Below are 22,354 nucleotides of genomic sequence, written 5' to 3'. Positions count from 1 at the left end.
TTTTTTTCTTCTTCTTTTTGCCGCCAATTTACAGTTGTTTAGTGATTCAATTTCTATTTTTTAAATATAGATCTTAATTATCAGTTATTTCTGACCTTCAACCTTTATCTTTAGACTAGCTTTATATTTTCCCTGACCCTCTAATTTAAGAATCCCATCTTTTTCCTCTAATCTGCCACTTGCATCGATAAAATCTGCTATTCCATTCCAGGGCTCCAGACATATAAATTCTGCTCCTACCTTATTCCAGAATGCAATATATTCAAAGTTACTATAGTCCATAGTTACAACTCTGGTATTTTTTTTACACTTTAAAGATACATTTTTAGAATCCAAACCTTTAAATATAAGGGCATCATTTTTAAACAGATCTTTGCTTAACTCTATTTTTTTACTGTCTTCTAAAAATTTCATGGTATTTCTAGATATATTTCTCCCCTCTAAAGGAAGTATTGAAGCTGTTTCATTTTTTTCAAATTCCAGATAATAATCTGAAATTTGAATATCCTGATCTACAGGAGTACTAAAGGCAGGATGTGCTCCTATTGAAAAATACATCTCTTCAGAAGATAAATTTTCCACCTTATATTCAATGGATAGACACCCATTTTCCAGACTGTACTCCATATAAAATTTAAACTCAAATGGATAATTTTGTAATGTTTCCTCATTTGACTCAAATAAAAAAACTATCTTAGTTTCCCCGTGGGAAATAACCTTAAATTTATTGTCCCTTGCAAATCCATGCTGTCCCATCTCATAGGTTGTTCCATGGTAACTATATCTCCCATCTTTTAATCCCCCTACAATAGGAAACAATACAGGTGAAGTTCGTCCCCAAAATTCAGGATCAGCATTCCACATAAATTCTTCATTATTTTTTAAAAGTTTTAAACTTTTTAACTCTGCACCATGACTATCTATAACAGCCTCTGCGATTCCATCGGTTATCTTATATCCCATAGTTATTCTCCTCATTCAAAGTCCAACTTTTATAGTTATATTCCTTTGTTTAAATATATATCAGTTATATCATATCCCATTTTCTTGTATACTGCTATATTTTTTTCATTATATCCATATGAATGGACATTTATTTTTTTTATATCCAACTCATTGGCCTTTTCTTCAATTAACTCAATGAACTGCAACTCATATTCTTTTTCCTGAAACTCTTCAAAGATACAAGTGTTATTTACAAACATCTCATTGTTAAATTCATTCATCCAAACAAATCCTACCTTAACTTCATCTTCATAGGCATTTAACAAATAGTGGTTAGGAGTAGCTATTCCCTCACTTAAAATCTTATCCAACGCTTCCTTAGATAACTCTAAAGCATCTCTATCCGACCAGTGTCCAACCTTTACTTTGTCTTTAGCGTAATCAGCAATCATCTTTCCCTTTACCATATTAAAGTCCGATTCTGACATTCTCTCTAATTTTAACATCTATTGTATCCCCCTATTTCATGTCATTTTTTAGCTTCATCCGTCCTTTCGGACACCAATTCATGTATATGAAAAATATAGATTTCCATACCATACAAGAAGAGAGGCTAAACCCTATAAGCTTAGCCCCCTCTTATTTTTTTCAAACCCACTCTTATTCTTAGTCTACTACTTCTGCCTCTGCTACATCTTCATCGGCTTTATTTTCAGTTCCGCCTTGAGCAGCTCCACCTTGTTCAGCTTGAGCTTTTGCTTGAGCTTCTTTATATATCTCTTCAGCTAATTTATGAGCTTTTTCTTCTAAAGTCTTCATTGCTGTATCGATAGCTTCTTTATCTTCTCCGTCTTTAACAGCTTTTAATCCTTCTACCGCTTCTTTAATAGCAGTTTTTTCCTCTTCTGTTACTTTATCTCCATGCTCTTCTATAGATTTCTCAGTAGATGAGATGATCATATCAGCTTTGTTTCTAGCTTCTACTAGATCTTTGAATTTCTTATCTTCAGCTTCATGAGCTTCAGCATCTTTTTTCATTCTTTCGATCTCTTCCTCTGAAAGGTTTGTAGATCCTGTGATAGTTACCTTGTTTTCTTTTCCAGTTCCTAAATCTTTTGCAGTTACATGTACGATACCGTTTGCATCAATATCAAATGTTACTTCGATTTGAGGTACTCCTCTTGGTGCTGCTGGGATTCCTTCTAAGTTGAAGTCTCCTAATTTATGGTTATCTGCAGCCTTTGATCTTTCCCCTTGGAATACGTTGATTGATACTGCCGGTTGATTGTCTACAGCTGTAGAGTAAACTTGTGATTTCTTTACAGGTATAGTTGTGTTCTTTTCTATCATCTTAGTAAATACTCCACCTAAAGTTTCGATTCCTAGTGATAATGGAGTTACGTCTAATAATAATACGTCTTTAACGTCTCCCATTAATACTCCACCTTGGATTGCTGCTCCTGCTGCTACTACTTCATCAGGATTGATTCCTTTGTTAGGAGATTTAGCTAAGAATGATTCTACCCATTCTTGTACTGCCGGTATTCTTGTAGATCCACCTACTAATAAGATCTCATCGATATCTGAAGGAGTTAATCCTGCATCTTTAAGAGCTATTCTTACTGGTTCTTTTGTAGCTTCTACTAAGTCAGCTGTTAATTCATTGAATTTAGCACGAGTAAGTTTCATCTCTAAATGTTTTGGTCCTGTAGCATCCATTGTGATAAATGGTAATGATATAGGAGTTTCCATCATTGTTGATAATTCTTTCTTCGCTTTTTCAGCTGCATCTTTTAATCTTTGTACTGCCATCTTATCGTTAGAAAGGTCTAATCCAGTTTCTTTTTTGAATTCTGATTCTAACCAGTTAATTACTGCTTTATCAAAGTTATCTCCACCTAAATGGTTGTTTCCAGATGTTGATAATACTTCTACTACACCGTCTCCGATCTCTAAGATAGATACGTCAAATGTACCTCCTCCTAAGTCGAATACTAATACTTTTTCCTCTTCTTTTTTATCTAATCCATAAGCTAATGCTGCTGCAGTTGGCTCGTTTATGATTCTTTTTACATCTAATCCTGCGATTACTCCTGCATCTTTAGTTGCTTGTCTTTGTGCATCTGAGAAATATGCAGGTACTGTGATTACTGCTTCAGTTACTGCTTCTCCTAAATATGCTTCTGCATCTTTCTTTAATTTCTTTAAGATCATTGCTGAGATCTCTTGAGGTCCGTAATCCTTCCCATGAATATTTACTTTATGAGCTTCTCCCATATGAGTCTTGATAGATGCTACTGTAGAGTCTGGGTTAGTAACAGCTTGTCTTTTAGCTATTTCTCCTACTATGATCTCACCGTTATCTTTTACGTTTACAACTGAAGGTGTAGTTCTTACTCCCTCTGCATTTGTTATTATTGTAAAGTTTCCACCTTCCATTACTGATACACATGAGTTAGTTGTTCCTAAGTCAATTCCTATTATTTTTCCCATTTTGTTTTGCCTCCTATTATCATGGGTAAGTCTAAGACTCTACCCTTATATTATTATTTTATTTTTCACTTCGATATTTCCATCGATGAGTACTATTTTTTACAAACTTTTACCATTGAAGGTCTGATTACTCTTTCCTTCATCTTATATCCTTTTTGTAATTCCATTATGATGTGATCATTATCGATATCTTCACAATTTTCTGTCATCACAGCTTGGTGAAGATGAGGATCAAACTCTTCTCCTAATGCTTCAATAGGTTCTACCCCTTCTGTATTCATGATTCCATGCATTTGAGATAGTGTCATCTCTACTCCTTTTACCAACGCATCAAAATCTTTTGTTTCAACAGATGCCGCAACTCCTCTTTCAAGGTTATCCACAGCTTCTAATACTTTTAAGATTACTTTTTCTGAAGCATATTTTCTAAATTCTTCTAATTCATTTTGCTTTCTCTTAGTAAAATTTTGAAATTCTGCATTCTTTCTAGCATACGCACTCTTCCAATCTTCAAGATCAGCCTCGATCTTAGCTACTTTATCTTCTAATGTTTCCTCTACAACCTCTTCTATTTTTTCCTCATTTAACACTTCTTCCACTTTTTCTTCTTCAACCTTTTTTTTCTTACTCATGACTGTCTCCTTTTTTTAGTGCTATATTAATCATATTATTAACTTCTTCAGTAACGTATTCCACCAAGCCTACAGTTTTAGAATAAGCCATCCTTTTAGGCCCTACTACTCCTATAATTCCCTGGGAACTACCATTTTTATAGAAAGAATATACAAAGCTAAAATCTTTCAGTGCTTTTATATTTAGTTCATCCCCAAATACTACATACACCTCTCCCTGTTTATGCTCCCTTGTGCTGACCAGTTCTTTAAATATTTCATCGAGTCCCTTACGTCTGTTAAAGATTTCCAGGGCTTCCTTGGCTTCCTCTACCGTCTTATCCTCAAATATAGTAGAAGCACCGTTTATAAAAAATTCCCCCTCCATATCCTGATATACTTTATCCGATATAGACTCTAATACCGGGTTTCCTTTTTCCTTTACAAATTCTTCTATCTCAAAGGTCTGAACTTCACCTTTAGATGATTTTTCATTTAGTTTTATACATATTTTTTTTAACTCTATCTCATCTATCGGATTTTCAAAATGTATCTTTCTCGTCCTTACCGTAGAGTCATCCATAACTATTACAGCCATAGCCATATAATCAGTTACATGGACTAATTCAACCTTTTTTATCGTCTCATGACTTATGCTGGGTTCTAGTACAATCCCTGCATAGGATGTTAATTTAGAAAGCAAGTTAGAAGTTTTTCTCAGTATCCCGTCAAATTCTCCGATCTTTTCATCATATATTTGATGTATTTTTTCCATCTCTTTTCTGGATAATTTTTCTATCTTAAGGAGTTCCGAAAGATAAAATTTATATCCTAGATCTGTAGGTATTCTTCCCGACGATGTATGGGTCTTCGACAGATAACCTAAATCTTCTAAATCAGCCATTACATTTCTAATAGTTGCCGATGAATACTCTATATTATATTTTTTTACTAATGTCCTGGAACCTATGGTCCCACCTGAAGTCAAGTAGTAGTCAATTATTGCTCCTAACACTAGCTTTTCTCTATCTGTAATCATCTTCACCACTCCAATCAGCCAGTTGTTAGCACTCATTAGATTAGATTGCTAACTTATGATGAAGTATATACCTCTTTGCCAACTTTGTCAACACTTTTTCTCATAAAATTAGCCACCTATCATCTAGGTGGCTAAAACGTTGGAATTATCTTTATTTATTGCTTTCCTTAGCTATCTGCTCCTCTAACTCTTCAATCTCTTCAAATTTTTCATCAAAGAACTCTCCAAACTCTTCCTCGATCTTCTCTTCATAGATATCTAAATCTCCATTGGGAGCTTCCATCTCATATACACAGTTAAAGTCATTGATATGACATAGTTCCACCATAGCTTCAAAATCTACATCTTCTTCCTCAGCATTAAATGTATATCCTATCCCCTTATTTCCATTCTCTTCCTCAAAATCATACAGTTCCCATTCCATACCTGCATTCATCCTTTTCTCAGATAGTTCCTTAGCTAATTTTTCAGCTACACCCTCTTTTACACAGACATATATATTACACATCACTTCATTTTCTATACCGCAAGTAATCTTATACCCGTCATTTGTCATCTCCATATAGTTAAACTTTTTCATCTTTACCTCCAACTTTAATAATCAATCTCTCCATTTACGAAAAGTTAATTTTTTTATATATTATACCATAATATATAAAAAAACGACTAAATCCATTTTTTAGATTTAATCGTTTTTCTATTTATATAAATCTATTTTAAATAATTTTGATCTCCATAATCTATCCCTTCACGGTATTTTTCAATACTCCTATCTCCTCAATCTCACACTCTATAATATCTCCATCTTTTAAATACTTAGGTGGATCAAAGGACATCCCTACCCCTGCCGGAGTTCCAGTAGAGATTATATCTCCCGCTTCTAAAGTCATCCCCTTTGATATATCTGAAACCAATGTATCTATATCAAATATAAAGTTTTCAGTATTGGAATTTTGTCTCATTTCACCGTTTATCTTAGCAGATATATTTAATCTCACCGGATAATCTATATAGTCTTTATGAACAATGCATGGTCCCATAACTACAGCTCCATCCAGACCCTTTCCCATAGTCCACTGCTGATGTTCAACCATAAGATCTCTGGCAGATATATCGTTCATAATCGTATACCCAAAGATACTGTCCTTTACCTCTGATTTTATGACTTTGGAACTTTCCTTTCCTATCACTACCCCTAATTCCACTTCATAATCTAATTTTTTTGTAATATCATCGTGTAATGGTATTACAGCCTCAGAGCCACCTGCATGTCTTGCTCTCTTACTGAATATTACAGGACTCACAGGAACCTCATTTTTTAGTTTCAACTCAGACACTGTCTCTGATATATGTGCCTTATAGTTCAATCCGATGGATATAATGTCGTGAAGGGGCAGAGGAATAGGAGCTAATACTAAAACCTTATCAAAATCGTAGTATACATCTGCTTTTTTCTCTCCCTTCCAGAGTTTGTCCAATTTTTCTATATCACTTTTCTCATGGGTCTCTATAAAATCATTCATATCAAAGAACTCCTGACTCAACTCAACCTCATCTATGGGTATTATTTTTTTCCCATCTCTCGTTAATATCCCTATTTCCTCTAACCCTTCATATTCAAATGTAAAAAATTTCATCCTGTCCCCCACTGTTATCTTAAATTAAATATCTAATCACTATTTTTTGTTTCATTTTTTTCCACCAAGGCCACCATAAACTTATATCCCAAAGCTAAAATAACAGGTCCGGCAAAAAGCCCGATTATTCCATAAGTAAGCATCCCTCCTAAAGATCCCAAGAGGATTACAAGCATGGGGATATCCACACCCCTTCCCAAGAGAAATGGTTTCAATAGGTTATCTAATATACCCACAAATAGGGTCCATATTATGTACAGCACACCTATGGTTATAGTCTGGGTAGAATACACATATACCGCTATGGGTAACAGTATTATCATTGGCGGCAGTTGAATTACAGCCAAGATCATGACCAATATACTCCATATCCCTGCACCTGGAACTCCTGCTACCAACATCCCTATCCCTGCAAAAATAGCCTGGATTACTGCTATCCCCACAACTCCTTGGACGACACTTCTTATGGTTCCTGCCGCTACCTCATGAAAGTCCTCAACAAATTCTCCTATTAATATTTTAAAAATTTTCCCGGCTCCTCTGCTAGAAACCTCTGCATTTATAAGAAATATTCCTCCTATCAATATGGAAAAAATAAATTGAACTATGGTTATCCCCAATGCTGAAATTATTCCTAAAATTTTAGGAGCATATATCTGGAGCTGAGGAGCTGCTGCTTCTATTATATCTCTAAAATCCCCTCTAAACAATGTCCAAAGCTCTCCTATTTTTTCACCTAATATAGGAATTTCTTTTATTTCTTCGCTCACTGGGGGTATCGTCAGTGTTCCGGCCTTTAAATTCCCCGCTATCTTTCCCAAACTTCCTATTGTAGAATCCATAAATAACACCACAGGTAATATCACACATATTAACCCTGTGAGTACCAATAATATCGCCGATAATTTATCTCTCCCCCTTAATATTTTTGTGAGGCCCTTATGGAGCGGCAAACTCGATACTGCTATTATTATCCCCCATAGGGTAATCATAAAAAGCGGCTTTATTATTGTAAAACTCCATATAAAAAGGATCGCTATAAAACTTATCCGTATAAAGATATTCACAGCTTTTCGTGTCTCCTGACTTTTTTTATTCTCCATAATCTCCTCCCTGTCACAATACAAATATCTTAACAGAGTATACTACCCCTTCTTTTTATTTCCTGTCACTTTTTTCTTATAAATATCCTAATTTAAAATATTAAAAGGAAAATATATAAAGTAGAGTATTATCTATAATAACAAAATATTTTTTAAGAGGTGATTATATGTTAGTCGTAATTTATAAAAATGGGGATATATATATCGGACGAAAAGAATTTTATTTAGACAGTAAAGACAGTACTATCAAAGTAGGAGATAAAATAAGTGATCTTTCCGATGTAAGTACAATTATAGTTGGCAGCAGAACTATCTATGGAGACACAATGGAAGCATTTTAACACGAACTCACAAAAGAGCAGATTTTTTTCTGCTCTTCTTTTATTTTGTAGGTAAACAACAGACAAAGCAGTAAATACATAATACATGTTAGGAAAATTAAAATGCAGTAAAAAATAGTTTGTTGGTCATATTTTATAAATCAATAATAAAGTTTTAGTTTAAAATAAGGGAGGTAGTGGATATGGGTAAGATTTATAGGTTCGGTAATGGAAAAGCCGACGGTGGAGCAGAACTTAAAAATTTGCTGGGAGGAAAGGGGGCCAATCTAGCTGAGATGGCCAAGATTGGTGTTCCAGTACCTCCCGGGTTTACATTGACTACTGAAATGTGTAATTTTTATACTGAGTTCGGGGAAAAAGCCCTAAAAGATTCTATTTGGAACGACATAAAAGACGGTATTCATGAAGTTGAAGGTATCTTAGGTAAAAAATTTGGAGATTCTAAAAATCCATTATTATTTTCAGTCAGATCTGGAGCCAGACAGTCTATGCCCGGGATGATGGATACAGTTTTAAATCTTGGACTCAATGACGAAATAGTGGAAGGATTAGCTGCTATCACTCACAACCCAAGGTTTGCATGGGACTCCTACAGAAGATTTATTCAAATGTATGGAGATGTGGTCCTGGGGATGACACCTGAATCCAAAGAGGATATCAACCCCTTTGAAAAGATAATCGACAACTATAAAAAAGATTTAAAGATCAAAACTGATCTTGATTTTAATGTGGAAAATCTAAAAACATTAGTGAGTAGATTTAAAGATATTATACACGAACAAATGGGAATCCAGTTTCCCCAGGATCCATATGAGCAGCTATGGCTGGCTATATTGGCCGTATTTAGGAGTTGGATGAATGACAGAGCTATCACCTATAGAGCTATCGAGGGGATCCCATCTAATTGGGGAACTGCTGTAAATGTACAGTCTATGGTCTATGGAAACACCGGTTCTGATTCTGCTACTGGGGTAGCCTTTACAAGAAATGCCGCTACTGGTGAAAATTATTTTAATGGAGAATTTTTAATAAATGCCCAAGGGGAAGATGTAGTTGCAGGTGTCAGGACTCCATGGCAAATAACTAAAAAAGAATCTATTGAGTGGGCAGTCCGAAATAATATCTCTATGGAAGATAGAAGAAGGATCCATCCATCTTTAGAAGAACTCATGCCAGAAGTATATAAAGATCTCTATAGGATTCAGTCAATATTGGAAGATCATTATACAGATATGCAGGATATGGAATTCACAGTTGAAAACAGAAAACTCTGGCTCCTCCAGACCAGAACTGGAAAAAGAACAGGTATGGCCATGATAAAGATAGCTATGGACCTCTACAATGAAAATAAGATAGATTCAGAGGAAGTAATCAGGAGGATAAAACTCAGCAAGATAGACGAACTTCTCCACCCGGTATTTGATAAGGATAAAATAGATGTAGAAGTTCTTACACGTGGACTGCCTGCTGCACCAGGAGCTGCTGTAGGTCAGGTTGTTTTCTTTGCTGATGAGGTTGAAAAATATGAAAAAGCTATCTTAGTCAGACTCGAGACTTCTCCCGAGGACATCAACGGTATGAATCTGGCTCAGGGATTCCTAACTGTTCGCGGGGGGATGACCTCCCATGCAGCTGTGGTAGCCCGTGGAATGGGAAAATGTTGCATTGCCGGAGCCGGAGAGATAGTGATCGACTATAAAAAAAGAAAATTTAAGGTAGGAGATAAGGTATTCAAAGAGGGAGATTTTATCTCTATCGACGGTAGCACCGGAATGGTATATGAGGGTAAACTTATCACTAAAGCTCCTAAATTAGACGATAATTTCCACCAAATTTTAGAGATCGCAGACAAACTAGCCAGAATGGAAGTAAGAGCAAATGCAGACACTCCAAAAGATGCTAAAAAAGCCATTGAATTTGGAGCTAAAGGAATCGGTCTCTGCAGGACAGAGCATATGTTCTTTGAAGAAGACAAGATCAAAGCCATGAGGGAGATGATCTTAGCTCCAAATAAAGAAGGACGGGAAAAAGCTCTGGCTAAGATGCTGCCCCTTCAAAGGGAGGACTTTATAGGGATCTTTGAAGTTTTAAAAGAAAAACCCGTCACCATAAGGTTACTCGATCCGCCTCTCCATGAATTCCTTCCACATACCAAGGAAAAACAAGAGGAACTGGCCCATGAAATTCATGTTCCAGCCGGGAAGATCAGAGAAGCTGTAGAGCATCTGAAAGAATCCAACCCAATGTTAGGCCATCGTGGATGCCGTCTGGGAATCACCTATCCTGAGATCACCATTATGCAGACCCGGGCTATTATAGAGGCTGCTCTAGAGGTACATTCTAGAGGGATAGATGTCTATCCAGAAATAATGGTACCCCTTATTGGAAAGGTAGAGGAATATAGATTACAAAAACAACTGATCCTGGATACCATTACAAAGGTTTTTGAAGAGAAAAATAATAGCATCAAATATAAAATAGGAACTATGATCGAAGTTCCCCGGGCTGCTCTTACAGCAGATAAAATAGCTTTAGAAACAGAATTTTTCTCCTTTGGTACAAACGACCTGACCCAGATGACCTTTGGATACTCCAGAGACGATACAGGAACATTTTTACCGACTTATCTGAAAGAGGGAGTATTAGAGGCTGATCCATTCAAAATAATAGACGCAGAAGGTGTAGGACAGCTCATGGATATTGCCAGCACTAAAGGACGAAATATCAATAAAGATTTGGAGATTGGAATATGTGGTGAACATGGAGGTGAGCCCCATTCCATTAAATTTGTAAATGGCCTGGGCTTTGACTATGTCAGCTGTTCCCCATACAGAATTCCCATAGCAAGGCTGTCTGCTGCCAAGGCAGAAATCAAATAAAATTATAATTTTTTAAAGGAAAAGTAGCTAGACACACTGTTTAGCTACTTTTTATTTTGCCCTTAATAGGGTATGATGTTAATAGTTAAAAGTAAGGAGTTGAAGTTTTATGAAGAAAACAGCTATAGATATAGCATACGAATATATCGAAAAGATGATCGTTAAGGGGGAGTGGAAGGCAGGAGACAAGATTACCCCTGAAGTCAGACTGGCTGAGGAACTAGGGATCAGCAGAGTTTCTGTAAGATCTGCTATTGAAAAATTAGCAGCACTTAATATCTTATCTAAAAAAAGAGGAGGGGGAAGTTTTGTAAATAAGGTCGATGAGGGAACCTATTTAAATAACCTTATTCCTTTTATGGCAATCAGTGGGAGCAGCTACCATGAGATCCTGGAATATCGTAGTTATATGGATGTTCTTGCAGTAGAGCTCTTTATAAAAAATGCTGACAAAGAGAATAAAGAAAACTTACAATCTATATTTGATAAGATGAGAATCAGCAATGGAGGAGAAGAGTTTTTTCTTTTGGATATGGATTTTCACCAGGAAATTGCAAGCGGAAGCCAGAATAAGATGTTATCCAAGGTCAACCAGATAATTTTTAACATCCTAAAATACAATTATACCGAAGAATACCATAAACTTCCCCCTGCTGAAAGAATAGAGGAACATAAGAAAATACTGGATGCTATCTTAGACAGGGATATAGAGATGGCAAAATTATCAACTAAACTGCATATATTGAGATCTTTAAAAGATTTGGATAAAATAAAATAGTCTTTCTTGATCTTGTATAATTTATTATTTTTGATTTTATCATAATGATTTACTTATATAGAATAAAGGAAATTAGTATTATTAAATTTCCCTTAAAAGTTATATAATACCTTAAAGTAATTGAAGAGATAGTTCTGAAAATTAAGGTTTGAAATTTGATTTTCAGTTTTTTCTCACTCAATCTCTTGGAATATACTGGAGGTCAAGTCGTCGCTAGAGGTATTTTTTTAGGAGAGGAAGCCGCTAAATTTTCCATCTTATTTAAAATGATCAGGATCAGTATGTTAGGAAGAGTAGTTTTAGTCTTCTTCCTTATCAGAAATAAAAATTCAAACAATATCAATACTAAAAAAAATAAATTACTATGTTAATAACTTTAATAAAATTAATATTAAAATAAAAATAAAAAAAATCTGAATAAATTGTATAATATAATATAAAAATAAAGATCGAGAAAAAATTTATTTTTTTCTCGATTTTAAATAAAAAAATTTTGGGGGTTATATATGAAATTATCAAGTTATCTGAATCCTAGGTGTATCTACTTAAATTTAGAGGGAGATACTAAGGAAGATATTATCGGTCAAATGATCGACAACACAGCTAAAAATGACAAGATATTCAATGAATCTGTAGATCTCATAAGAAAATCAGTCTTTGCCAGGGAAGCTGAGGTGTCTACTGTAATGGGGAGTGGGATTGCTATTCCCCATGCCAGGGTAGATGGATATGACGATATCCTTATCTCTATAGGTGTCATGAAGGAACCTATTGAATGTGATATGGCAGATATGAGAAATAAAGATCAGGTAAAGATCTTCTTTATGATCACAGCCGAAACTCTAAAGAGTAAAGTTATCTTAAAGATCATGTCTTCTATCACTAAGATAGCTGTTAAAGATAAGGTCCTCTTAGACAAATTGAAAAACGCCAAGACAGGAGCTGAGATATATGATCTTTTAAGTCATATCGATGTAAAGGTGGAAAATAAGATCACTGCTGAAGATGTTATGGATCCTACAATAAAACCAGTGAGTCCGGACGATACCTTAGATAATATAGCCAGAAGGCTTATCACAGAGGAGAAACCGGGATTTCCTGTGGTAGATGATAACAGAAATTTCTTAGGAGAGATAACAGAAAGGGAGTTAATTTCCTATGGTATGCCCGACTATACATCGGTAATGGATGACTTAAATTTCTTCACCATAGGGGAGCCCTTCGAGGAGTATTTAAAAAATGAAAAAACAGCCACAATCGATGAAATTTACAGAAAAAAAACAATAGTTGTAGACAGAAAAACTCCTATAATGGAAATATGCCTGCTCATGGTAAATAAAGGCTTTACCAGAATATATGTGGTTGAAAAGGGAAAATATTACGGAACAATTTTAAGATCACATATAATCAAAAAAGTTTTACATATATAAGTTTAGGAGGAAAGTAAAGATGCAGTTAGCAATAGGTTTAATTATATTTATAGCAACATTTTATTTAATAATAACAGAGAAAGTTCCAGGTCCCATAGCCACTCTTTTAGGTGGTCTTTCCATGGCACTTGTAGGAATTATAAATGAGCATGAAGCACTCCATGCTATTGGTTCAAGATTGGAGATCATCCTCCTGCTGGTAGGGATGATGATAATAGTTCATTTCATCTCAGAGACAGGGGTATTTCAATATTTAGCAGTAAAGGTAGCGCAACTAGTTAAGGGGGAACCTTTCCCATTACTTGTGCTCCTTGCAGTAATTACAGCTGTATGTTCAGCATTTTTAGATAATGTAACTACTATCTTACTCATGGCACCGGTATCTATCTTACTGGCAAACCAACTAAAGGTAGACCCCTTTGTATATATTATGACCCTTATAATGTCAGCCAATATAGGTGGATTAGCTACATTGATCGGTGACCCTACCCAGCTTATCATAGGAGCAGAGGGTAAACTTGGTTTCAATGATTTCCTGATTAATACAGCTCCGGTAGCTATCATTTCACTGGTTGTGCTTCTTATCACAGTTTATTTTATGTATGGTAGAAAGATGATAGTCTCTAGGGACTTAAAAGCCAGAGTAATGGAACTCGATGCCTCTAGATCCCTAAAGGACATGAAATTGCTCCAGGAATCTGCTACTATATTTGCTCTGGTAATCTTTGGATTTTTGATGAATAACTTCATCGACAAGGGATTGGCGATCATGGCTCTTACTGGTGCAGTGGTATTGATCCTGATAACCAAAAGGGAACCTATAGAAGTTTTTAAACATGTAGAATGGGATACACTATTTTTCTTTATGGGATTATTCATGTTGATACAGGGGATAGAAGCTACAGGAATTGTAGATCTTGTAGGAGATAAAGTTTTAGAGTTAGCTGATGGTCACCTGCACTATGCAGCAGCTATGGTGCTTTGGGTTTCCGCCGCTTTTACATCTGTTATAGGGAATGTAGCCAATGCAGCTATGGTTTCTAAGATCATCCATTTTATGCTCCCTACTTTTTCAGGGGGAAATACCATGTCACTTTGGTGGGCACTGTCTATGGGATCACTCTTAGGAGGAAATATCACCATCTTAGCATCGGCAACCAATGTCGTAGCTATAAATTCAGCCAATAAGGCAGGATGTAAGATAAGCTTTGGTAAATTTATGAAGTTCGGTATAGTCATAGCTGTTCAGACCTTAATCATAGCAAATATCTATCTATTCGTTAAATATTTCTAAAGAATAAAACATTAGTATAAAAAAATCACAGACAAATTTGTCTGTGACTTTTTTTTATACCATAGTTAGGATTACTTCTCTTAAAACTTTACAAGCTGTTGCTGTAGAAGCTCCACTTGTATCGTAGTTAGGAGATAGCTCTACTATGTCTCCTCCTACAACATTTAATTTTTCAAATTCTTTTATCCCCTTTACAATCTCATTGAATGTCAGTCCTCCCGGTTCTGGTGTACCAGTTCCCGAAAAGATAGAGGGGTCCAGAATATCTAGATCAATAGTTATATATACTGGAACATCCTTTAATTTTTCTGTTATCTCGGCTAAGGTATCTATACCAAATTTTTCCATATAGGTATGATCTTTGGCCCATAAGAATTCTTCCTTGTTTCCGGATCTAATGCCAAATTGATAGATCTTTCCATCTCCTAAAATATCCCAGCACCTTCTTAATACCGAAGCATGGGAAAATTTCTCTCCCATATAGTCATCTCTCAGATCTGCGTGCGCATCCAGATGAATAACATGAAGATCAGGATATTTCTCATGTACAGCCTTTATTGTTCCATAGGAAACCAGATGTTCCCCTCCTACCATAAATGGAACTTTATCATCTTTTAATATTTTTTCTGCATATCTATATATGCTGTCTAAAGTACTCTTTGGATTTCCAAATGAAAACTCTAAATCCCCTCCATCAAAAACATTATAATTTTCTAAATCTTTTTCTAAATAAGGGCTGTAAGTTTCCAATCCGTAAGATTCTCTCCTCATTACTTCTGGAGCAAACCTGGTGCCAGGTCGAAAAGATGTGGTTCCATCAAAGGGAGCACCAAACACTACTATTTTGGATTCGTGGTATTCATTATCAAATCCAATAAAAGTAGAAATATTTTTATTTCTCAATCTCTAACATCTCCTTAACATAATTCGGTAGAGCAAAACATCCTCTGTGCAGCTCTGAATTATAATATCTAGTTTTTATATTTAATTTTTCCCATTCTTCCGGGTTATGATCCTTTATAGGGTCGAATTTTTTAGAAGCAAATCCAAATAACCAGTGTCCTGAAGGATAAGTAGGTTGATGAAATTGATATACTTTAGCTATTGGAAAAGTATCCAATATTTTTCTATGAGCTTTCTGCATCTCTTTTGAGAACTTTTCAAAATATGGAGATTCATGCTGATTTATTAAGATTCCTTCCTCTCCTAATACTCTGAAGCAATTGTTATAAAATTCTGTTGTAAATAATCCCTCACCTACAGATATTGGGTCGGTAGAATCCACTAAAATCAGATCATATTTCCCTGTCTCTGCCTCTTCTACAAATTTTAATCCATCTTCAAAATACATAGTTACTCTAGGATCTTCTAATTTCTCAGCTGTAACTGGTAGAAATTGCTGGGATAACCTTACTACCCTTTCATCTATTTCTACCATATCTATCTTTTCTATATTTTTATACCTAGTAAGTTCTCTTACAGTTCCGCCGTCACCAGCACCAATTACCAATACTTTTTTTACCTTTGGATTGGTTGCCATAGCTACATGGGTAATCATATCATGATAGATAAATTCATCTTTTTCTGTGACCATCATAAGTCCGTCTAAAGTAAAAAACTTACCATATTCTTCCGAATCAAAAAAATCTATCTTTTGGAATTTACTCATCTCGCTGTGAAGGTGTTCTTTTACCTTAATAGAGAACTTTGTATTCTCAGTCCAATTTTCTGTATACCATAAATCTAACATAACTTCCTCCTGATTTTAATTAATAATTAACTGATTCTTGATTATCTTCCGGTTTAAATGTTACCTTTCCCAGTTGTTCAGGGTGGAATTTTCTGATCTTTTCCACCATACCTCTAGGGATCTCCATAGATTCACTTCTATCTGCTTCAAATACATTCTCTAAAAAATCAAAAGCTGTCCATGGATTTATCTTGTCTCCACATGTAAATACATCTACTGCTGCATACCCATATTCCGGCCAAGTATGAATAGCCAAGTGAGATTCAGAGATGATAACGGCTCCAGATACTCCATAAGGGTTAAAATGATGAAATACCGAATTTACTATAGTCGCATTGGCTATCTCAGCCGCCTTATTCATATGTTTTTCAATAAGTTCCGGGCTCGCCAGTATCTCTTCATTACAGTTATAAAATTCTATCAAAATATGTCTACCTAAAGTTTCTAACGTCATTTCTATTCTCCTTTTAAAATACTTATATTGTTCAATGTTTTATCGTTCATCCCAGTTATAACAGCCTTTTGTTCCTTTAAAAAATATATATGGTCTATCAAATCCTTTGTAATTCGTTCCCCTTGGATCAGCAGTGGAATCCCTGGAGGGTATACCATAATGGACTCTCCACTTACTTTGCCTATTGCTTTTTCTAATGAAATACTTTCAGTTTCCGAATAGAAAGCATCCCTTGGAGATACTACCAATTCCGGACTTTCAAGTTCATTAAAATCTATTGTTTTATTATTTCCTTTATGATCTTTTGCCATCTCTTTCAGGGCATCTATGAGTTTTTGATAGTCTTCCCAAAGATCTCCTATACTGGCTATCCCAAGTATATTATGAGTATCAGCTAACTCCATCTGGATATTATATTTTTCCCTCAGGATGTCATAACCTTCAAATCCGGTAAGTCCAAGACCATGGAGATTGATACCTATCTTAGTCTCATCAAAATCATAGAGTTTATCCGATAATATCGATTTAAAACATCTTATCCCTGGAATGAAATTTAGTTCCTCTCTAAATTTAGATATCATATCTAAAAGATTGGTAAAGATCCCCTTTCCTTCTGTAACCAAAGTTTTTCTTGCTACATCTAAGCTGGTCATCAAAAGATAGGAAGCACTTGTAGTCTGGGTCAAATTCAGCATCTTCTTTACCCTCTGTTGATCTATGAGTCCCCCTTTTAAGAGAAGTACCGAACTTTGAGTCAGAGATCCACCTGTTTTATGGATACTTATTGCAGACATGTCCGCTCCTAAAGCCATGGCATTTTTAGGAAAATTATCGTGAAATGGAAAGTGTGCCCCATGAGCCTCATCTACCAATACTACTATTTCTTTTTTATGGCAGAATTTTATAATCTCTTTCAAATCAGATACAGCTCCGTAATATGTCGGATTAATTATAAATACCGCCTTAATATCCGGATCTTTTATTACAGCTTCTTTTATTTTTTCTATACATACACCTAAACTTATTCCCAGAGTTTCATCTACTTCAGGGTCTATATAGACTGGAGTAGCTCCACTTAGAATAAGTGCATTGATAGCACTTTTATGAACATTTCTAGGAAGGATTATTTTATCCCCGGGATTGCAGGCACTCATAACCATTGTCTGTATTCCGGAAGTTGTTCCATTGACCAGAAAAAAAGCTTCATCTGCATTATAAGCATGAGCCATTAATTGATGTGCTTCCCTTATTACCCCGGTTGGGTTATTTAGTATATCCAGTTCCTTCATGGAATTGGTGTCTAATTCTATTATTTTATGACCTATATAATCTGAAAATTCATTTTGAAACCTTTTTTTATGTCCCGGAACATCAAAAGATACTATCTCTGTTTTATGATAGTTTTTTAATGCGTCGAAGAGTGGTGTCTTTTTTTGCATGATCCCTCCTATATTCAAAGTTTACCAATACTAAACCTTTTTTCTAAAAAAAATATTGTCCCTTCAAAATTTTGAAAGAGCAATATTTTGTTATTTATTTTTCCCATAAATTAGAATTTAGAAACCTTATTTTTTTAACTTATTATGTTTTATATAGCGCGTTTTAAAAAACAGTATTACTAAACTTTTTTCATTTAATTGTATAAAAAAAATAAAACTTTGTCAATCTATTTTTTCTTTTGCAAATAAAAGAAGATCGTAGATAACTCTCTTTATCTACGATCTTCTTTATTTTATTTATTGAGTTAAAATTTCATTCCAAACTTCACTTTGAGGTGTCAATGCCTCTCCTAAATCTTTCATAAGGTAAGCATCTTTTAGATCCTCTACATCATAGACAGGTTTAGTTTCTCTGAGTTTATTTGCTCCTATATTTATAGAAGGAGTTTCTAAATAATCTACAATCTTTACATATACTTCCGGTCTATAGATATAATCTATAAATTTGTAGGCATTTTCAATATTTTTAGCTCCCTTTAGTATAACCATACTGTCTATATACATCTGAGCTCCCTTTTCCGGTAGGAAAAACACCATATTTTCAGCCTGTTCATCAGTCATATGAGCCACTATATTTTCATAGTAACCATGTACCACTAAATACTCACCATTTGTAAATCCTTTTCCAAAACTCTCACTGTCAAATTTTAAGATATTTTCCTTCCATCCTAAGATGATCTTTTGAGCATCCGCTAAGTCTTGTGGATCAGAAGATTCTGGTGAATGTCCTGCAATGATTAGTGCACTAGACATAACCTCTCTCATATCATCTAAAAGAGTCATCTTTCCCTTTAGATCTTCCCTGTTATATATATCAAACGACCTTTCAAAATCTTTTACATATTTTGTGTTTACAGCTATTCCAGTTGCTCCTACAGAATATGGGATGATATAGTCGTGATTTTGGTCAAAACTAATCTTAGATCCGATATCTTCATTCAGTTCCTTCAGGTTTGAAATTTTAGATTTTTCTATCTTTTCCAACATCCCTTGTTTCATCATGATTTCAGCATAGTCAGTAGATGGAACAGTTATATCATAACCATCTCCTCCAGCCTTTATCTTTGCATACATCTCTTCGTTGGAAGAATAATAATCAGTTATAACCTTTATCCCTGTTTCATTTTCAAAATCAGTAATCACTTCATCTGGAATATAATCCGACCAGTTAAATAGATATAACTCGTTTCTCTGCTCCTCTTTCCCACAACCTATCAAGGCTAGTAACATTAAAATAAAAACAATACTCTTTTTCATCTTTTCCCTCCTTTTTTTAACTTACCATATATTTTTGTATCTTTTTCGTTGACATAGCCAGTGCTATTGTTCCTGCAATCAATATCACTGAAAGTGCATTTATAATTGGTGAAACCCCAAACTTAATCATTGAGTAGATATGCAGCGGCAGGGTAGAAGAACCCGGTCCTGCTACAAAAAACGTTATTACAAAGTCATCCAATGACAGGGTAATAGACATTAAAAGTCCGGATATTATCCCTGGCATAAGGTTAGGTAATATTACCTTGGTAAGAGCTTGCTTTTCAGTAGCCCCAAGATCATATGCCGCTTCTACTATAGAATAATCAAAATCATGTAACCTCGACAACACAATAAACAATACAAAGGGGATATTAAATGTTGTATGGGCTAAAAATATAGTCATTAGTCCCAATTTAAACTTTATACTGGTAAATAAAATTAATAATGATACACCCATTATTATATCCGGCAGAACTAAGGGCAGATAGGATATTACCCGAAGATATTTTTTATGTTTAAAACTATACCACTGCAATGAGATTGCTCCTAAAGTCCCTATTGCTGTAGATATAACAGATGAAGTTAACGCAATTAAAATACTGTACCTAAACGATTTCCATAATCTGGCAGAGTGATTGAATAATTCATCATACCACTTAAGAGAAAACCCATCCCAGGCTACTCCCTTACCAGAATTAAAAGATTGAACAATAAGAACTACCAGGGGAAGGTATAAAAATATTAAAGTTAATATAAACATATTCAATGAAAAATTCTTTTTATTCATCTCTATACCTTCCCTCCCTTATGATCCTTGTCATATTTTGATAAAATAACAATAAAAACAACCGTTATTATTGTTAAAATTGTTGAAATAGCTGCAGCTTTAGGCCAGTTTCGAGTAATTGTAAGTTCTCTGGCTATGATATTTCCCAGCATTTGAGAATCATTTCCCCCGACTAATTTTGGAATAGCATAAGATCCCAAGGCCGGTATGAATGTAAATAATGTAGCGGTTATAACTCCCGGTTTTATGTTGGGTAAAAACGTTTTAATATAAGCTTTCATCTTGCTCGCCCCTAAATCTCTTGCTGCATCAATTATTGCAAAATCAAATTTTTCTATGGCAGAATACAGAGGTAAAATAGCATATGGCAGATACGCATAGACACTTACCAATATTACTGCAAACTTATTATAGATAAATTGATGGGGTTCAAACCCCAGTTTTATCAAAAGATTATTTAACAGACCATTATTTCCAAGGAGAGCTATCCAGGAATAGATCCTTATCAAAAAATTTGTCCAAAATGGAATTATTATTAGAAACAATAAAAAGTTTTTATACTTAGATGTGGCTATATAAAGAGCTGTTGGTATAGCTATTAAGACTGTAATTACAGTTGCAATCACAGATATCTCCACCGTATTCCAGACTACTTTTAAAAAGTATGAACTGCTGAAAAAATTGTATCCATCTACGGAAAATATCCATTCCACTCCTCCATAAATCCCTTTTTTTAAAAAGCTGTAAATTACTACTATTAATGTAGGAGCTACAAACAATAAGGTCAGCCAAAGGGTGATCGGAGTTGAATAAACCAAACCGCTTCTCTGATTTTTCATCTACATCACCTCTAAGAGGAAGCTGTCAGCTGAATCCCAAATAACATAGACCTCATCTTTCCAATGGATAGTTTCTGCATCTTCCTCAAAGAAATCCACATGCTGTTTAAATGCACTGAACAGCTTATCTCCTACAGTTACAAAGAACTTACTCTGAAATCCTGAGTAGATAACCTCCTCGATCTTTCCTTTTAATATATTGTCGTTGTCATCTAAATATCTAGGTTTTGATTTAGATATCTTTACTTTTTCAGGTCTGATGGTTAATTGTACAGAGTTCCCTACCATAACTTCCTTGTCTAGTTCAAATTTTATCCTTCCATAATCCGATGATTCCAGGTATCCGAATTCACCCTCTATCTCAACGACTTCACCCTCTATAAAGTTGGTTTCACCGATAAAGTTAGCTATATATGCATTGGCCGGACTCTCATAGATCTCGCTGGGAGTTCCTATCTGGAGGACCTCTCCATCCTTCATCACTGCAATCCTATCGGATACACTGAGGGCTTCCTGCTGGTCATGGGTAACAAATACAAATGTAATTCCTACCTCCTCATGGATATTGTCTAGCTCTATCAGCATATGCTGTCTGAGTTTTGCATCCAATGCAGACAGGGGTTCATCCAAAAGCAGAACCTTCGGTTTGTTTATCAATGCACGGGCTATAGCAACCCTTTGCTTTTGTCCCCCTGAAAGTTGAGTTGAATATTTATTTGCATGTTCAGAGAGTTTCACCATCTCTAAATATTTTTTTACCTCTCTATCTACCTCTGCTTCCTTTATTTTTTTTAGCCGCAATGGGAATGCTATATTCTCATAAATTGTAAGGTGAGGAAACAGTGCATAGGTCTGAAATATCGTATTAACATCTCTCTTGTCCGGGCTCAGATGAGTGATATTATCTTTCCCCAGATAGATTGCACCTCCATCAGCTTCTATAAATCCTGCTATCATCCTAAGAAGAGTAGTTTTACCACATCCGGATCCTCCTAAAATAGAAAAAAACTCTCCACCTTTAATCTCAAAACTAATATTTTTTAATACTTCTACTCCGTCAAAAGACTTAGATATAGAATCAATTTTTATATTTCCTTGTTTCATAAAATCTCTCCTTGCTATATAAATTTTAACAGTATCAATTTCAGATAAAATACACTTAATTTAATATATTAAGTTATTACTATTTTATGTTTTATATAATACGTTTACAAA

21 protein-coding genes are annotated in these 22,354 nt (G+C 34.9%); 5 read left to right on the top strand and 16 right to left on the bottom strand.

Annotated features, from left to right (window positions below):
- Nucleotides 1-84: 84 nt before the first annotated feature.
- The 8 genes from NRK67_09325 to NRK67_09290 all read right to left on the bottom strand — a co-directional run bounded on the left by NRK67_09325 (nt 85) and on the right by NRK67_09290 (nt 7,828).
- Nucleotides 85-963 (bottom strand): aldose 1-epimerase family protein, encoded by an 879-nt coding sequence (locus NRK67_09325; GenBank protein ID UUV19613.1) that lies wholly within the window; start codon nt 961-963, stop codon nt 85-87.
- Nucleotides 964-998: 35 nt separating this feature from the next.
- Nucleotides 999-1,451, bottom strand: a complete 453-nt coding sequence (locus NRK67_09320) for a GNAT family N-acetyltransferase (protein UUV19612.1) — start codon at nt 1,449-1,451, stop codon at nt 999-1,001.
- 160 nt (nt 1,452-1,611) lie between these two features.
- A complete protein-coding gene (dnaK, locus tag NRK67_09315) occupies nt 1,612-3,438 on the bottom strand; it encodes a molecular chaperone DnaK (GenBank protein ID UUV19611.1) in 1,827 nt (608 codons plus the stop codon).
- A 92-nt stretch (nt 3,439-3,530) separates the two neighbouring features.
- Nucleotides 3,531-4,070 (bottom strand): nucleotide exchange factor GrpE, encoded by a 540-nt coding sequence (grpE, locus tag NRK67_09310; protein ID UUV19610.1) that lies wholly within the window; start codon nt 4,068-4,070, stop codon nt 3,531-3,533.
- A complete protein-coding gene (gene hrcA / locus NRK67_09305; GenBank protein UUV19609.1) occupies nt 4,063-5,124 on the bottom strand; it encodes a heat-inducible transcriptional repressor HrcA in 1,062 nt (353 codons plus the stop codon). The genes grpE and hrcA overlap by 8 nt, the downstream gene beginning before the upstream one ends.
- Before the next feature lie 115 nt (nt 5,125-5,239).
- Nucleotides 5,240-5,668, bottom strand: a complete 429-nt coding sequence (locus NRK67_09300) for a hypothetical protein (GenBank protein ID UUV19608.1) — start codon at nt 5,666-5,668, stop codon at nt 5,240-5,242.
- Between the two features lie 160 nt (nt 5,669-5,828).
- Nucleotides 5,829-6,725: a fumarylacetoacetate hydrolase family protein gene (locus tag NRK67_09295; protein ID UUV19607.1), complete on the bottom strand. Its 897-nt coding sequence runs from the start codon at nt 6,723-6,725 to the stop codon at nt 5,829-5,831.
- Between the two features lie 32 nt (nt 6,726-6,757).
- Nucleotides 6,758-7,828, bottom strand: coding sequence for an AI-2E family transporter (locus tag NRK67_09290; GenBank protein UUV19606.1), 1,071 nt, complete (start codon nt 7,826-7,828; stop codon nt 6,758-6,760).
- 167 nt (nt 7,829-7,995) lie between these two features.
- Between NRK67_09290 and NRK67_09285 the strand changes: the two genes are divergently transcribed.
- The 5 genes from NRK67_09285 to NRK67_09265 all read left to right on the top strand — a co-directional run bounded on the left by NRK67_09285 (nt 7,996) and on the right by NRK67_09265 (nt 14,550).
- Nucleotides 7,996-8,169 (top strand): hypothetical protein, encoded by a 174-nt coding sequence (locus NRK67_09285; protein ID UUV19605.1) that lies wholly within the window; start codon nt 7,996-7,998, stop codon nt 8,167-8,169.
- Nucleotides 8,170-8,351: 182 nt separating this feature from the next.
- On the top strand, nt 8,352-11,048 hold the full coding sequence (gene ppdK, locus NRK67_09280; GenBank protein UUV19604.1) for a pyruvate, phosphate dikinase: 2,697 nt from the start codon (nt 8,352-8,354) through the stop codon (nt 11,046-11,048).
- Nucleotides 11,049-11,157: 109 nt separating this feature from the next.
- On the top strand, nt 11,158-11,826 hold the full coding sequence (locus tag NRK67_09275) for an FCD domain-containing protein (protein ID UUV19603.1): 669 nt from the start codon (nt 11,158-11,160) through the stop codon (nt 11,824-11,826).
- Nucleotides 11,827-12,332: 506 nt separating this feature from the next.
- A complete protein-coding gene (locus NRK67_09270; GenBank protein UUV19602.1) occupies nt 12,333-13,256 on the top strand; it encodes a PTS sugar transporter subunit IIA in 924 nt (307 codons plus the stop codon).
- 19 nt (nt 13,257-13,275) lie between these two features.
- Nucleotides 13,276-14,550, top strand: a complete 1,275-nt coding sequence (locus NRK67_09265) for an ArsB/NhaD family transporter (protein ID UUV19601.1) — start codon at nt 13,276-13,278, stop codon at nt 14,548-14,550.
- Nucleotides 14,551-14,604: 54 nt separating this feature from the next.
- Here NRK67_09265 and speB read toward each other — a convergent pair whose 3' ends face one another.
- The 8 genes from speB to NRK67_09225 form a co-directional block, all read right to left on the bottom strand.
- Nucleotides 14,605-15,453 carry an agmatinase gene (speB, locus tag NRK67_09260; protein ID UUV19600.1) on the bottom strand — a complete coding sequence of 283 codons (849 nt, stop codon included), beginning with the start codon at nt 15,451-15,453 and terminating at the stop codon, nt 14,605-14,607.
- Complete coding sequence (speE, locus tag NRK67_09255) at nt 15,443-16,300, bottom strand: polyamine aminopropyltransferase (GenBank protein UUV19599.1); 858 nt, start codon at nt 16,298-16,300, stop codon at nt 15,443-15,445. Before speE ends, speB begins: the two co-directional genes overlap by 11 nt.
- A 19-nt stretch (nt 16,301-16,319) precedes the next feature.
- Entirely contained in the window at nt 16,320-16,754 is a 435-nt protein-coding gene (gene speD, locus NRK67_09250) for an adenosylmethionine decarboxylase (GenBank protein ID UUV19598.1), read from the bottom strand.
- Nucleotides 16,755-16,756: 2 nt separating this feature from the next.
- A complete protein-coding gene (locus tag NRK67_09245) occupies nt 16,757-18,193 on the bottom strand; it encodes an aminotransferase class I/II-fold pyridoxal phosphate-dependent enzyme (protein UUV19597.1) in 1,437 nt (478 codons plus the stop codon).
- Between the two features lie 297 nt (nt 18,194-18,490).
- Nucleotides 18,491-19,510 carry an extracellular solute-binding protein gene (locus NRK67_09240; GenBank protein ID UUV19596.1) on the bottom strand — a complete coding sequence of 340 codons (1,020 nt, stop codon included), beginning with the start codon at nt 19,508-19,510 and terminating at the stop codon, nt 18,491-18,493.
- Nucleotides 19,511-19,526: 16 nt separating this feature from the next.
- Nucleotides 19,527-20,300 (bottom strand): ABC transporter permease, encoded by a 774-nt coding sequence (locus tag NRK67_09235; protein ID UUV19595.1) that lies wholly within the window; start codon nt 20,298-20,300, stop codon nt 19,527-19,529.
- Between the two features lie 2 nt (nt 20,301-20,302).
- The gene (locus NRK67_09230) at nt 20,303-21,139 is read right to left on the bottom strand and encodes an ABC transporter permease (protein UUV19594.1); all 837 of its coding nucleotides are present in this window, start codon (nt 21,137-21,139) and stop codon (nt 20,303-20,305) included.
- Nucleotides 21,140-22,243, bottom strand: coding sequence for an ABC transporter ATP-binding protein (locus NRK67_09225; GenBank protein ID UUV19593.1), 1,104 nt, complete (start codon nt 22,241-22,243; stop codon nt 21,140-21,142).
- Nucleotides 22,244-22,354 lie beyond the last annotated feature (111 nt).

The organism is Fusobacteria bacterium ZRK30 (genome assembly GCA_024628785.1).
GTDB lineage: Bacteria > Fusobacteriota > Fusobacteriia > Fusobacteriales > Fusobacteriaceae > Psychrilyobacter.
The sequence above is the reverse complement of the archived record's forward strand: the minus strand, read 5'-3'. Positions and strand labels throughout refer to the sequence as shown.

Coding starts and splice junctions, on each gene's coding strand:
- NRK67_09320 (UUV19612.1), bottom strand. CDS start 1,451: ATGTTAAAATTAGAGAGAATGTCAGAATCGGACTTTAATATGGTAAAG.
- NRK67_09245 (UUV19597.1), bottom strand. CDS start 18,193: ATGCAAAAAAAGACACCACTCTTCGACGCATTAAAAAACTATCATAAA.
- NRK67_09285 (UUV19605.1), top strand. CDS start 7,996: ATGTTAGTCGTAATTTATAAAAATGGGGATATATATATCGGACGAAAA.
- NRK67_09275 (UUV19603.1), top strand. CDS start 11,158: ATGAAGAAAACAGCTATAGATATAGCATACGAATATATCGAAAAGATG.
- ppdK (UUV19604.1), top strand. CDS start 8,352: ATGGGTAAGATTTATAGGTTCGGTAATGGAAAAGCCGACGGTGGAGCA.
- NRK67_09295 (UUV19607.1), bottom strand. CDS start 6,725: ATGAAATTTTTTACATTTGAATATGAAGGGTTAGAGGAAATAGGGATA.
- NRK67_09240 (UUV19596.1), bottom strand. CDS start 19,510: ATGAAAAAGAGTATTGTTTTTATTTTAATGTTACTAGCCTTGATAGGT.
- speD (UUV19598.1), bottom strand. CDS start 16,754: ATGACGTTAGAAACTTTAGGTAGACATATTTTGATAGAATTTTATAAC.
- NRK67_09270 (UUV19602.1), top strand. CDS start 12,333: ATGAAATTATCAAGTTATCTGAATCCTAGGTGTATCTACTTAAATTTA.
- dnaK (UUV19611.1), bottom strand. CDS start 3,438: ATGGGAAAAATAATAGGAATTGACTTAGGAACAACTAACTCATGTGTA.
- speE (UUV19599.1), bottom strand. CDS start 16,300: ATGTTAGATTTATGGTATACAGAAAATTGGACTGAGAATACAAAGTTC.
- hrcA (UUV19609.1), bottom strand. CDS start 5,124: ATGAGTGCTAACAACTGGCTGATTGGAGTGGTGAAGATGATTACAGAT.
- NRK67_09225 (UUV19593.1), bottom strand. CDS start 22,243: ATGAAACAAGGAAATATAAAAATTGATTCTATATCTAAGTCTTTTGAC.
- NRK67_09230 (UUV19594.1), bottom strand. CDS start 21,139: ATGAAAAATCAGAGAAGCGGTTTGGTTTATTCAACTCCGATCACCCTT.
- NRK67_09300 (UUV19608.1), bottom strand. CDS start 5,668: ATGAAAAAGTTTAACTATATGGAGATGACAAATGACGGGTATAAGATT.
- NRK67_09290 (UUV19606.1), bottom strand. CDS start 7,828: ATGGAGAATAAAAAAAGTCAGGAGACACGAAAAGCTGTGAATATCTTT.
- NRK67_09235 (UUV19595.1), bottom strand. CDS start 20,300: ATGAATAAAAAGAATTTTTCATTGAATATGTTTATATTAACTTTAATA.
- NRK67_09265 (UUV19601.1), top strand. CDS start 13,276: ATGCAGTTAGCAATAGGTTTAATTATATTTATAGCAACATTTTATTTA.
- NRK67_09325 (UUV19613.1), bottom strand. CDS start 963: ATGGGATATAAGATAACCGATGGAATCGCAGAGGCTGTTATAGATAGT.
- grpE (UUV19610.1), bottom strand. CDS start 4,070: ATGAGTAAGAAAAAAAAGGTTGAAGAAGAAAAAGTGGAAGAAGTGTTA.